Origin of the sequence: Streptomyces sp. NPDC059909 (assembly GCF_042730885.1) — a bacterium.
Taxonomy (GTDB): Bacteria; Actinomycetota; Actinomycetes; order Streptomycetales; family Streptomycetaceae; genus Streptomyces.
This window is the reverse complement of record NZ_JBHWKX010000033.1, coordinates 36,393-47,285: the sequence shown is the minus strand read 5'-3', so window position 1 is coordinate 47,285 and position 10,893 is coordinate 36,393. Positions and strand designations below refer to the sequence as shown.

Annotated in this window: 13 protein-coding genes; 11 read left to right on the top strand and 2 right to left on the bottom strand. The window is 69.8% G+C overall.

What is annotated here, in order from left to right; all coding sequences use genetic code 11:
- Nucleotides 1-430 precede the first annotated feature (430 nt).
- Both ACFV9O_RS22570 and ACFV9O_RS22565 read right to left on the bottom strand, forming a co-directional pair.
- A complete protein-coding gene (locus ACFV9O_RS22570) occupies nt 431-601 on the bottom strand; it encodes a hypothetical protein (RefSeq protein WP_385420570.1) in 171 nt (56 codons plus the stop codon).
- 62 nt (nt 602-663) lie between these two features.
- On the bottom strand, nt 664-1,071 hold the full coding sequence (locus ACFV9O_RS22565; RefSeq protein WP_385420568.1) for a hypothetical protein: 408 nt from the start codon (nt 1,069-1,071) through the stop codon (nt 664-666).
- A 136-nt stretch (nt 1,072-1,207) separates the two neighbouring features.
- On the opposite strand from ACFV9O_RS22565, the gene ACFV9O_RS22560 reads away from it, so the two are divergent.
- The 11 genes from ACFV9O_RS22560 to ACFV9O_RS22510 all read left to right on the top strand — a co-directional run bounded on the left by ACFV9O_RS22560 (nt 1,208) and on the right by ACFV9O_RS22510 (nt 10,892).
- On the top strand, nt 1,208-2,551 hold the full coding sequence (locus ACFV9O_RS22560) for a helix-turn-helix domain-containing protein (protein WP_385420566.1): 1,344 nt from the start codon (nt 1,208-1,210) through the stop codon (nt 2,549-2,551).
- A 14-nt stretch (nt 2,552-2,565) separates the two neighbouring features.
- Nucleotides 2,566-3,039, top strand: coding sequence for a hypothetical protein (locus ACFV9O_RS22555; RefSeq protein ID WP_385420564.1), 474 nt, complete (start codon nt 2,566-2,568; stop codon nt 3,037-3,039).
- A 945-nt stretch (nt 3,040-3,984) separates the two neighbouring features.
- Nucleotides 3,985-4,497: a hypothetical protein gene (locus ACFV9O_RS22550; protein ID WP_385420562.1), complete on the top strand. Its 513-nt coding sequence runs from the start codon at nt 3,985-3,987 to the stop codon at nt 4,495-4,497.
- Entirely contained in the window at nt 4,443-5,330 is an 888-nt protein-coding gene (locus ACFV9O_RS22545; RefSeq protein ID WP_385420560.1) for an ATP/GTP-binding protein, read from the top strand. The genes ACFV9O_RS22550 and ACFV9O_RS22545 overlap by 55 nt, the downstream gene beginning before the upstream one ends.
- 21 nt (nt 5,331-5,351) lie before the next feature.
- The gene (locus tag ACFV9O_RS22540; RefSeq protein ID WP_385420558.1) at nt 5,352-6,053 is read left to right on the top strand and encodes an SAF domain-containing protein; all 702 of its coding nucleotides are present in this window, start codon (nt 5,352-5,354) and stop codon (nt 6,051-6,053) included.
- Complete coding sequence (locus ACFV9O_RS22535) at nt 6,053-6,877, top strand: hypothetical protein (protein WP_385420556.1); 825 nt, start codon at nt 6,053-6,055, stop codon at nt 6,875-6,877. The genes ACFV9O_RS22540 and ACFV9O_RS22535 overlap by 1 nt, the downstream gene beginning before the upstream one ends.
- A gap of 3 nt (nt 6,878-6,880) precedes the next feature.
- Entirely contained in the window at nt 6,881-8,398 is a 1,518-nt protein-coding gene (locus ACFV9O_RS22530) for a CpaF family protein (protein WP_385420554.1), read from the top strand.
- On the top strand, nt 8,395-9,336 hold the full coding sequence (locus ACFV9O_RS22525; RefSeq protein ID WP_385420552.1) for a type II secretion system F family protein: 942 nt from the start codon (nt 8,395-8,397) through the stop codon (nt 9,334-9,336). The genes ACFV9O_RS22530 and ACFV9O_RS22525 overlap by 4 nt, the downstream gene beginning before the upstream one ends.
- Complete coding sequence (locus tag ACFV9O_RS22520; protein WP_385420550.1) at nt 9,333-10,217, top strand: type II secretion system F family protein; 885 nt, start codon at nt 9,333-9,335, stop codon at nt 10,215-10,217. The genes ACFV9O_RS22525 and ACFV9O_RS22520 overlap by 4 nt, the downstream gene beginning before the upstream one ends.
- Before the next feature lie 31 nt (nt 10,218-10,248).
- Nucleotides 10,249-10,464 (top strand): hypothetical protein, encoded by a 216-nt coding sequence (locus tag ACFV9O_RS22515; RefSeq protein ID WP_385420548.1) that lies wholly within the window; start codon nt 10,249-10,251, stop codon nt 10,462-10,464.
- Nucleotides 10,465-10,475: 11 nt separating this feature from the next.
- On the top strand, nt 10,476-10,892 hold the full coding sequence (locus tag ACFV9O_RS22510) for a TadE family protein (protein WP_385420546.1): 417 nt from the start codon (nt 10,476-10,478) through the stop codon (nt 10,890-10,892).
- Nucleotide 10,893: the final 1 nt, after the last annotated feature.

The window sequence follows — 10,893 nt, the reverse complement described above, 5'->3', positions numbered from 1 at the left end:
CCGACTGCCCGTACCGGTCGTGCCAACGGACCCAGGGCTCTCCGCCCACCAAAGTCCGCCTGCCCGCCCCTGGCCGGGGCGGGAAGCCTGGTTTTCAGCCCCTGGAGAGGGTGCAGTGGTCGGCGACGATCCACTCACTGCCGCCTCCCTCAGGGCACAGGAAGACGGTGACGGGTTCTTCCAGGACGTCCCGGCACGCCGCCAAGGGCTCAGGCTCGCCAGCACCAGAGCCGGCGCATCCACCAGTGCCATCACCGCTCGCCTCCACGTGCACGGGCGATCTCCTGTGGTGGCAGGTCAGGGCGTGCGACCGGCGCGTCCGACACGTGCGGTGCGAGGATCACCACCGGCGGCGTCAGCCCAAGGGCGGCAAGCACGCCCACCGCCAGCCCCAGCCGAGACGACGCATCCTGCCTTGCGTGACGGTCACTCACCGCGCCACCCACGGAAGCATGACCGGGGTGACCGGTCCCGCTGGCGTGACCGCGCCCGGGTCCGTCGTCCACTCCACCCCGCCGCCCTCGGGGGCCAGCCACGCCACCGGCCGGGGCTTGTCCCCGTCTGGGGCGACGGCCCGCAGAATGCCCGTGCGGCCTGTCACGGAGTCAACGACCATCCGCCCGAGCCACGGATGCGCCTCGTGCAGCATCCCGCGCCCGCCGGTCACCGGAGGCCACCCGAGTCCGACGCCAGCGGCGCCCAGCTGTACCGCACCGTCACACCGTGTTCGGCCAGGGCGTTGACCTCCCGATACCGCAGCTCGTGGTTCGCCTCCGGGGCGAGCGTCGCGGGCCACCGGATGATCACCATGCCGATCTCGCTGGCGGCCGCCAGCTCCCGCACCCTGCGCCAGCCCTCCCGCTGCATCGGGTCCGGCTCCCCATAGGGATCCGTAACGGTCTCGACGAGCGCCAGGTCGTGGGCCCGCGCGAACGCGCGACCCTCCCGCTCCGCACGCTCAGCGGCCAGCCCTGGCGCAGTCGGGCTGCGCTCCGCGCAGACGTACAGCACGGCAGCCGTCTGCGCGGCAGGGACGGCGGACTTCTCCTCGGTGGTGCGTGTTGTGGGCATAGCGGCCTCGTCGTGGTCGGCGGACGGAGGGGGCGGCCCGCCCCCGACGGGGGACAGGGACAGACCGCCAGGCCCGAACCCGACCGATTGGACGTCGAGTTGGAGCGCTGTCAGACAGTCAACGATCACTGCCGCTATGGGACCATCACGCATGCGGCATGCGCATACGGGTATGCGCCCAGCGGGTACGGGCAGAGGACTGAGGCCGCAGCGACTCGTAGCGTGGGGGTACGCCGTGGACTGGCAGTCAGGACCGCTCCGGGACGCCTCCCGGGCCGGGGATTTCGGGCGGGTAATCGAGCTGACCCGCCAGGAACGGCGCATGACACAGACCCAGTTGGGCCAGGCGTGCGGGCTCTCTCAGTCCGCCGTCTCCCGACTGGAAAAGCGCGGCACCAGCACATACAGCACTGACATCCTGGCCGCCGCGGCTGCCCATCTGGAGATCCCGCCAACACTGGTGGGGCTCGCGGACGGTCGCCCGCGGGTGCAGGTGGAAGACGAGCACGACGTGAACCGAAGGAAGTTCCTCGGCGACGCCGCCGGGGTCGTAGCCGCCCCCGTAATGGCCTCCCTGCCCGTCCCCGACGACGGTCCCACGGGCCAGGCCGCTGCCCTGCGCCTCAGCACCACGGCGTACCGCAGACTCGACGGCTCCACTCCGTCCCGCGATCTGTCCGAGTCGGTACACACCCACATCCGGCTGATTCAGACCATCACCCGGGACGCCCCGGAGGCGGAGCGCCCGCGTCTGGCAGCCGTTGGCAGTGAGGCCGCGAGCCTGGCCGGGTGGCTCGCATGGGACATGGGAGACAACGGATCAGCCCGCACCTGGTACGGGGCTGCGATCAAGGCCGCCCGGTCCGCCGGCAACCCCCTGCTCGCCGCCTACCAGGCCGGGAGCCTGGCCCAGTTCGAAGCCCACGCGGGCAACGGCGTCCAGGCCCTCAACCTTGTTCGTCGCGCCCGCCGGTCGCTCGGCGAGCGGCAACCGGTCGTCGCCGACGCCTGGCTGTCCTCCGTGGAAGCCCTCGGACACGCCACCGCCGGTGACCGGCGCGCTGCCGACCGCGCACTTACGGCAAGCAGGGCCGCGACCGAGGCCTTGCCACGCGAGGAAGCACCGCCGTGGCCGTGGGTCTTCACCTTCACCGAGACCAAGGTCGTTGCCGCGCGGGTGGCATGCGGCGCCCGGCTCGGCCTGCCTGATTGGGTGCTCTCCGAGGACACCGAAGCCCTCGCCACCGGCCACGCCAAACAACGCGCGCTCCTGATCCTCGACATCGCCGCCGGGCATCTCGCCGGCGGCCGAGTAGAGGCCGCGTTCGCCCTCGCGTCCCGCGCGCTCGATACGGGGCTCCGCTACCGGTCCGGCCGGATCGTAGAGCGCGCCCGCGCCGTGCGCCGTACGCTCACCACCGCCACGCCGCCCAAAGTGGTGCGCGACTTCGACGAGCGCCTACACGGCGTCTACCTGTAGGGAGGGACCACGGCATGCGCGTAGGGATCACCGGACACCGCGGACTCAGTGAGGACGTAGAGGCGACGGTGCGGGCGATGCTCGCCGAGACGGTGAGTGCGTACAACCCCGATGACCTGACGGCCGTGTCGTGCATCGCGGACGGGCCCGATGCCTGGTTCGCCGAAGCCGTTCTAGACCACGGCGGTCGGCTCGAAGTAGTTGTCCCCGCAGTCGAGTACCGGGACAGCCTCCCGGAGTGGCACCACCCCGTGTACGACAAGCTGATGCGGCATGCCGCCGACGTGCACGAGACCGGCATGACCCCATCCGACTCCGCCGCGCACATGGCGGGCAGTGAGATCCTGGTCGGCCTGGTCGACGAACTGATTGCCGTGTGGGACGGGAAGCCAGCGTGGGCCTACGGCGGGACAGCGGATGTGGTGGCGTACGCCGAGCGGACCGGGGTTCCTGTGCGGGTGATCTGGCCGGAAGGCGCCAGCCGCTGACCCGGTACCACCGCCCCGACGGACGTGCACGCCCGGGCGTACGCGGACGAGATGGACGACCCGTTCGCCCAGCGGTTCCCCTGATTCGTGGACCACTAGGACGGACACGAAGGGTTCGCGTGCGTCATCGGCTACGACGGCGCAAAGCCAGTTGGCTTCCCCTACAGAACCCCGGCGACCGCGGGTCCCCGCGAATGGTGCTGTGAAAAGCCTCCCCAAGGCGCCGGCAGAAAGCTCCACGTTCTCGGTGTCGGAGCTGATGGTGCGCCCTGAGTGGCGCATGATCGGCGCCGCTGAGCGGCTGCACGTCCGGCCTCGATGGCGCGTTGGCACCGCTGAGAGGGCCTTCCGGACCGGGCGAACGGGCACTACCTCGTCACTCCCGCCAGCGGGAACCGATGATGCCCCAAGCCATGGTTTCGGGGATGAAGTTCCAGGTTTCCCTGCGGCTGAACGCTCGGCCCGCCAATAGAGAACGACAGGCGCCACCAGCGGGCCTGACCGGGCGAGAGCAGCCCACAGAGCCCGCTCAGCCCCATGTGGCACGACTGCACGCCTCACACAATCTGGCCAGGTGTACCGGCGGCTTCAACATACCCGTCGGGGTGGGGCGTTAGCGCACGTAATGAGCAAAGGGAGAGAACAGCAGATCGACTTCAGGTTCCGAAAGTGACCGGTTACATCCCGAGTCGTACGAGTGAACTCAAATATAGTACTGGGAAGTTGACTGACACATGCGTAACCTTGCCGCTACGCAAACGCATAACCGCAGCTGGACCAGGCCGCGGATCTGGACCGTCGTACGCCGATGGCCGGGCCAGCGGTCTGCCGCACCGCGTCGTACGGGGGAGAGACCACGTGACACGAGCACCACGCCGCCGGACGGGGCTCGCCGCTGTTCGCATCCGAAAGCACGCAACCGCCGTGTTTCTCGCCGGGAGCCTGATGGCACTGACCGGTTGTAGTGACAACGACACGAAGGCGTCGCCATCCGAGCCCAGCCATCGTCCTTCCGCGAGTTCATCCGCACCCCCCAGTTCCTCAGCCGACGTTGAGGAAGCCGCGGTCCTCGCCGCGTACACGCACTCCTGGGAAGCGCAGACCGAGGCCTACGCCAAGGCGTCTTCCGCGGGCACCGGCCTGAAGAAGTACACGACTCTCCGGGCCCTGGCTGACATCGAGAGTGACCTGGAGGCCATGCGCAAGGCCGGGCAGGTGACGTCCGGGAAGCCGGCGATCCACCCGAAGGAGCCCAAGGTGACCGACGGTGAGATCCCCAAGGCCACTGTCGAGGATTGCGTCGACACCACGAGCTGGACGCTGATCGACAAGGCATCGAAGAAGAAGGTCCCGCTGCCATCGGAGCGACTCACCAAGTACGTCAGCACCGCAACGTTTGAAAAATGGGGGGCGAAGTGGATGGTCACGGAGTTGACCGCACAAGATCAAGCCTGCTGACCCGACGCGTCGCCGTATTCACGGGCGCCGTCGTCCTGGCCACGGCCAGTACGGCTCACGCCGACGACGATCCGCCCGATGTCGGTGCGGGCAAGTGCCAGGTCATCAAGTTCTGCGTCGGCGTCGGCGTGGACGACCAGACCGAGGGGACAGGCCCACAAAGCGGCTCGCAGAACGGCAGCGAGAGCAAGCTGAAATGCAAGCTGACCAAGATCGACCCGAAGCCGCCAGCCAACCACCCGGCTTGGAAGGGCGCCGACCCCAAGAAGAGCGACCTGTACTTCCGCGCCTGTTCGGACGGCGGCCATGACAACCCCGACGGCTTCGTCGTCGTGCCCCAGGGCCAACCCGCGCCGCAGGTGGATCCGCAGGAGCTGGCGCAGCACGCGGTCGACTCCATGGCGCTGCTCGGCCCGGACATCGCCAGCCCGCGGGCGGCCGGGAAGTACGCAGTCGGTGTCCCGATGTGGATGTGGGTCAACCAGAGCGCCACGACCTACGGACCCAACACCGCGTCGGCGTCGGCGGGTGGGGTGGCCGTTACCGCAACGGCGAAGGTGTCGAAGGTCGTGTGGCAGATGGGCGACGGCGCCTCCGTGACGTGCAACGGTCCCGGTACGCCCTACCAGGCCTCCGAGGGCATGGCCCAGTCGCCGACCTGCGGACACATGTATTCCAAGACCTCTGCGGGTGCGCAGAACGGCAAGTACCAGGTCACCGCGACCTCGACGTGGACTATCGACTGGCAGGGCGGCGGAGCGGCCGGCCAGCTCACCGAGATCCGGCAAACCAATGTACAGGTGGCGATCGGCGAGCTGCAGGTCGTTGGGTAGAGCTTCCGGAGGGAATGAGCGTTGAGCAAGACCAAGGAACACAGCGAGACAGTCGCCCCGAACGGAGTGCCGCCTCAGGGGCGTGGCGCCGGGCCCGTAGCGCCGCCGCGTGTCTCGGCACGCAGGCGCCGACCGGGCGTGATCGCCCTGTCCCTGGCGCTGATCGCGGCCGGTGGTGCTGGCGTTGCCGTGCTTGTTCTGCAGGTCGGCCACCGTACGCAGGTGGTGACCGTGGTGCGCGACGTCCAGGTCGGGCAGGTCCTCACGGAGCAGGACTTCGGGGAGGCGTCGGTCGCTCTGGACCCGGCGGTGAAGGCGGTGCGCGCCGACGCCTTGGAGGCGGTGGTGGGCAAGCGGGCGGCGGTCGAGCTCAAGCCTGGCTCGTTGCTGGCCCCTTCGCAGGTGACGAAGGACTCGCTGGTCAAGCCGGGCGAGCAGTTGGTGCCGGTCGGGCTCAAGCCGGAGCAGGTGCCGGCCACCGCGCTGGTGCCCGGGCAGCGAGTGCAACTGGTGCGAGTCCCGGCCCAGGGAGAGGAGCCCAAGGAGGACGCCGCGCAGAAGTCGATCGCGGGACGGGCGGTGAAGGCCTCCAAGGCCGCTCCCGGCACCGGGATTGTGGTCGTCGACGTGGCCACGTCGGCTGCCGACGGTCCGACGGCTGCTGCCTGGGTGGCGACGGGCACTTTTCGGCTCATCCTCGATGCGCCGCAGGACGGTAGCTGATGAGTGTGATCGCGCTGGCCGGCTGCAGCGGCGCGCCCGGCGTGACCACCAGCGCCCTGGCGCTGCTGCTGACCTGGCCGCTCGCGCCGGGCAGGCGGATCATTCTGGCCGAGTGCGACCCGGATGGTGGGGCGGTGCTGCATGGGTTGTTGCAGGGAACGCTCGGCGACCGGTACGGGCTGCGGAACCTGTCGGTCGCGGCCCGCAAGGGCGAGCTGAAGGACGCCTTCTGGCGGCAGCTGGTCGACTTGAGCGCCGAGGACGGCACACAGGAGTCGCCGCGCGACCGGTTGCTGCTGCCCGGCGTGACCGACCCTGCGCAGGCGGCCGGGCTCGGGCCGGTGTGGGAGACGCTCGCCGACATGTTCATGGGTATCGACGCGCTGCCCGCGGACGGCCACGACGTCCTGATCGACCTCGGGCGAGGCGGTGCTTTCGGCCCGTCGGCGGTGCTCGCGCAGCGCGCGGATGCGCTGGTTGTGGTGGTCCGCAACACGCTGCGGTGTCTGCAGGCCGCCCAGGCGCGCATCGACGCGCTGGAGGAGCGGGTGGGCAACATCGGGCTGCTGATGGTCGACGAAGGCCCCTACCCCGCCGGTGAAGTGCAGCGGGTGCTGCGAGTGCCCGTGGTGGCGACGCTGCCGTACGCGCCGAAGGAGGCCAAGGTGCTGTCCGATGGGGCAGAACAACCCCGCCACTTCACCCGGTCTGCGTTGATGAAGTCGGCCGACACGGCAAGCACGGTGCTGGTCCAGCGGGCCGCGCTGCGCAGGGCCCGGCTGGCCCCAGATGCGGCGCCAGTCCTACGGGAGGCGGGCAGGTGACGCATGCGGGGTAGGCCGCTGCATCCCGATCCGACCGTGCGCGCGCCGGTGAACGGTCTGCCGGCCCGGTGGCCCGCCCAAGCCATGGTTACTCCTGTGCAGGGTGGGGCGGCGAACCCGCAACTGGTGGGCACTGCTCAGGTACCGCGCGCCACGGTCAACCACAAGGTCGCCCGGCATATCGCGTCGCAGGTTGCCAAACAACGCGAGGAGCTGCTGAAGACCGACCCGTCGCTGGACCGCGCCAGTGAGGAACAGCACTGCCTGCGCTGGATCAACAACCAGGTAGCCCTGTGGTCGGACGCCCAGGCCGTCGAGCGCGGTGTCAGCCCCACGCCTCAGGAGGACGATGCGCTGCGGCGCGCGGTGTACGACCTTCTGTACCGCGCCGGACGGCTCCAGCCCTATCTGGATGACCCGCGGGTCGAGGACATTATCATCCAGGGCCACGACGAGGTGTGGCTGGACTACGGCGACGGTCAGCGTCAACTGGTCGGTCCCGTGGCCGACTCGGAAGAGGAGCTGCTGGAGCTGCTGCGCGAGCTCGCGCGGGACTCCGGGCACAGTGAGCGGTCCATCTCCACCGCGAACCCGATGCTGGCGCTGTCGCTCAAGGACGGCTCACGTCTGCAGGCGATCACCGCGCTGGGCCCGAAGACGTATGCGGTGATCCGCCGCCACCGGGTCGAGCACGCCGACCTGAACGACATGATCCGGCTGGGCACCATCGACCCGGCTCTCAAGGAGTTCCTGGCGGCCTGCGTGCGCGCCGAGAAGAACGTGATGATCGCGGGCAAGCAGAAAGTCGGCAAAACGTCGCTGCTGCGGGCGATGCTCAAGGAATTCGACCCGGAGACCAGGTTCGCCACGATCCAGACCGAGGACGAGCTGCACGCCCACACCAACGGCTACCACCGCCAGGTCGTTTCTCTCGTGGCGCGCGAGTCCAACGGCGAGAAGGACGCCGCAGGGCGCGGTGCCGGCGAGATCACACTGCTGGACCTGCTGCACCCGTCGCTGCGGATGTCGCTGGAGCGGATCGTCGTCGGCGAGGTCCGCGGCCCCGAAGTGGTCGCCATGATGCAGGCGTTGACCAACGGCGCGGGCGGCAACTTGTGCACCATCCACGCCCGGCGCCCCGACATCGTCTTCGACCGCATCGCCGAGCTGTACGCGCTGGCCCAGGGCAACCTGTCCGAGCAGCTCGCCTACCGGCAGATCGCCAACGGCCTGGACTTCGTCGTCTACGTCTCCATGATCGACGAGACGCGGATCGGCGGCCGCCGGCACCGGTTCGTCTCCCACGTCATGGAAGTCACCGGGATCGGCGAATCCGGCCGCCCCGCCACGAACGAGATCTTCTCCCCCGGCATCGAGTTCGGGGAGGAGCGGGCGGTGCCGCGGATGGACCCGGCGTGTATCGACGACCTGCGCCGCGTCGGCTTTGACTCGACGCTGCTGCAGCACCCCTACGGCGCCTGGCAGGCGCCGCTGCCGCTGAAAGTGGGTGTGGGCCAGTGACCCTGCTGTTCGCTGTGCTGAGCGGGATGACTGTCATGGGCGGGCTGATCGGCGTGGTGGTGGGTGCCGTCGGCACCGACGCCCCGCGTAGGGCCCCGTTGCGGCAGCGGTGGCAGGCCCGGCGCTCTGGGCAGGAGCAGGCACAGGATGTACGGCTGCGACGCCGGACGCTTGCGGCCGGGGCGATCATGCTGGGCCTTGCCGTGTGGCTGATCTCCGGGAACTTCGTTGCCGGCGCGCTGCTCGGCTCAGCCGTGGTCGGCGTGCCCTGGCTGCTCACCCCGGCCCAGGCCGCGCAGGGCCGCATCGGCCAGCTGGAGGCCTTGAGCGAATGGACTCAGCGCCTGGCCGGACTGCTTCGCCTGGGCATGGGCCTGGAGCAGGCAATGATCACCAGCAGGAAAGGGGCCCCTGAGGAGCTCAACGGGCAGATCGCTGGCCTCTCTGACCGGCTGCGTCTTGGGTGGCGGCCGGAGGAGGCGCTGCGCGCCTTCGCTGACGAGCTCGACGACATTACCGCCGACAAGGTGGTGGCCGCGTTGATCCTCTCGGTGAATGACCGTGGCCCGGGCCTCGCCCAGGCGCTGGAGGACCTGGCGGCAACCGTCCGCGAGGAGGTCGCCAAGAAGCGCAGCATCGAGGCGGATCGGGCCAAGCCCCGCACCACCGTGCGGTGGATGACGTTCATCACCCTGGGCATCATCGTCGCCGGGTTCTTCGTGCCCGCCTACACCGCCCCCTACTCCACGCTGCTCGGCCAGCTGGTGCTGGCGTTCCTGACGGCCGGGTTTGTCGGCACGCTCGCCCTCATGCGCCAGTTGGGCGATTTCCGCCGCATCCCGCGCTTCCTGGTCCCCGACACGCGCAGCGCCGTCCGCCTGCCCGCCCCTGCTGCTGAGTCGGCCCTCGAGCGGGAGCCCGAAGGAGTAGACCGGTGAACCTGCTTCCCATGGTGCTCACCGGCGGCGCGATCGGTGCCGGCGTGGCGCTTCTGACGAGTGAGCTGCTGCGCCCGCAGCCCGCCTTGGCCGTCGCGCTGGAGCGCACCGCCCCCGGCCGCCTGACCATGCCCGAACCGGAACTGGACCGGGACGAGGTGTGGGGCCGGTGGCTGCTGGCCCGTCTCGGCCGCCTGCCTGGGGTGCGGATCCCCACCAAGAACCTGGCCCTGCTCGGCCAGGGCGCAGGTCAGTTCATGCTGAAGAAGACCGCGCTCGCCGCGCTCGGCCTCCTGTGCCCGGTGCTGGTGACCATTCCGTGGATCATCGTGGGCATCTCCCTGCCCATCTACGTGCCCGTCGTCGTCGGACTCGCCGCCGCAGGGCTGCTGTTCATCACCCCGGACCTGGCCGTGCGCGACCAGGCCAAGCGGGCGAGGGAGGAGTTCGCCCACGCACTCGCCGCCTACCTCGACCTCGTCGCCTTGAAGCGGGCCGGGGACGCCGGTCCTTCCGAAGCCTTGGAGAAGGCCGCCGCGGTCGGCCGCGGCTGGCCCTTCCTCTACCTGCAGGGGGCACTGCGGCGCGCCCGGCTGGAGAAGATCCCGCCGTGGCAGGCGCTGGATGACCTCAAGCACGAGTACGACCTGCCCGTCCTGGATGACATCGCCGACATCATGCGCGGCTCGGCCACCGACGGCGCCGCCGTCTACAAGGCGCTGCGGGCGCGCACCTCGGCGCTCAACACCGAGCTGCTCGCCCAGCAGGCGGCCGAGGCGAACGCCGCCAGCGAGAAGATGACCGCCCCCGGCGCCCTGCTCGCGGTGCTGGTGATGCTGCTGATGGCGTTCCCCGCGGTAATCCGCATGCTCACCGTCTGACCCGACCACCAACAATCTGGAGCGTGACCTGATGAAGTACACCGCTGCCCGCACCTACGGGGCCGTGCACTGGCTGACCACGCGCCTGCCCGAGAGGCTCAGCAAGGCGGGCAGGCGCCCGGACCGCGGCGACATCAGCATTACCACGGTCATCATCTGGGTCGCCGCCGTCACCGGCGCCCTGGTGATCGCCGGGACCATCGCCGCCGTCATCGCTAGGTACAACGGCAGCCTGTCCGGCATCTGATGGTCCGACTGGTGCGGCTTCAGGCAGGGTTGCGCGGACGAGCACGGCGCGGCGACCGCGGGGACGCGTCTATCCAGATGGCGATCGTCTTCCCGTTCGTGCTGCTCGCCACCCTCGCCGTCGTCCAGGCCTCGATGTGGTTCTACGCGCGGCAGATCGCGCTGACCGCCGCGCGTGAAGGCCTTTCCGCGGCCCGCTCCTACCAGGCCACTCCGGCCAATGGCGCGGCCCAGGCACGCGAGGTGCTGGGGCGCACGGCAGGCGACAGTCTGCTCAGCCCCAGCGTCTCCACGGCCGGCAGCAATGCCCAGCGGGTGCGGATCCAGGTATCTGGCACGGCGCAGTCGATGATCCCGGGCGTTCCGGGCCTGCGGATCACCCAGTCGGCCTCGGGCGCCGTGGAGCGCTGGACTGTTCCAGGAGAGTGAC

Excerpts from the sequence above, each read along its gene's own strand:
- ACFV9O_RS22530 (WP_385420554.1), top strand. The coding sequence starts at position 6,881 with ATGCGGGGTAGGCCGCTGCATCCCGATCCGACCGTGCGCGCGCCGGTG.
- ACFV9O_RS22555 (WP_385420564.1), top strand. The coding sequence starts at position 2,566 with ATGCGCGTAGGGATCACCGGACACCGCGGACTCAGTGAGGACGTAGAG.
- ACFV9O_RS22535 (WP_385420556.1), top strand. The coding sequence starts at position 6,053 with ATGAGTGTGATCGCGCTGGCCGGCTGCAGCGGCGCGCCCGGCGTGACC.
- ACFV9O_RS22545 (WP_385420560.1), top strand. The coding sequence starts at position 4,443 with ATGGGGGGCGAAGTGGATGGTCACGGAGTTGACCGCACAAGATCAAGC.
- ACFV9O_RS22550 (WP_385420562.1), top strand. The coding sequence starts at position 3,985 with ATGGCACTGACCGGTTGTAGTGACAACGACACGAAGGCGTCGCCATCC.
- ACFV9O_RS22565 (WP_385420568.1), bottom strand. The coding sequence starts at position 1,071 with ATGCCCACAACACGCACCACCGAGGAGAAGTCCGCCGTCCCTGCCGCG.
- ACFV9O_RS22515 (WP_385420548.1), top strand. The coding sequence starts at position 10,249 with ATGAAGTACACCGCTGCCCGCACCTACGGGGCCGTGCACTGGCTGACC.
- ACFV9O_RS22560 (WP_385420566.1), top strand. The coding sequence starts at position 1,208 with ATGGGACCATCACGCATGCGGCATGCGCATACGGGTATGCGCCCAGCG.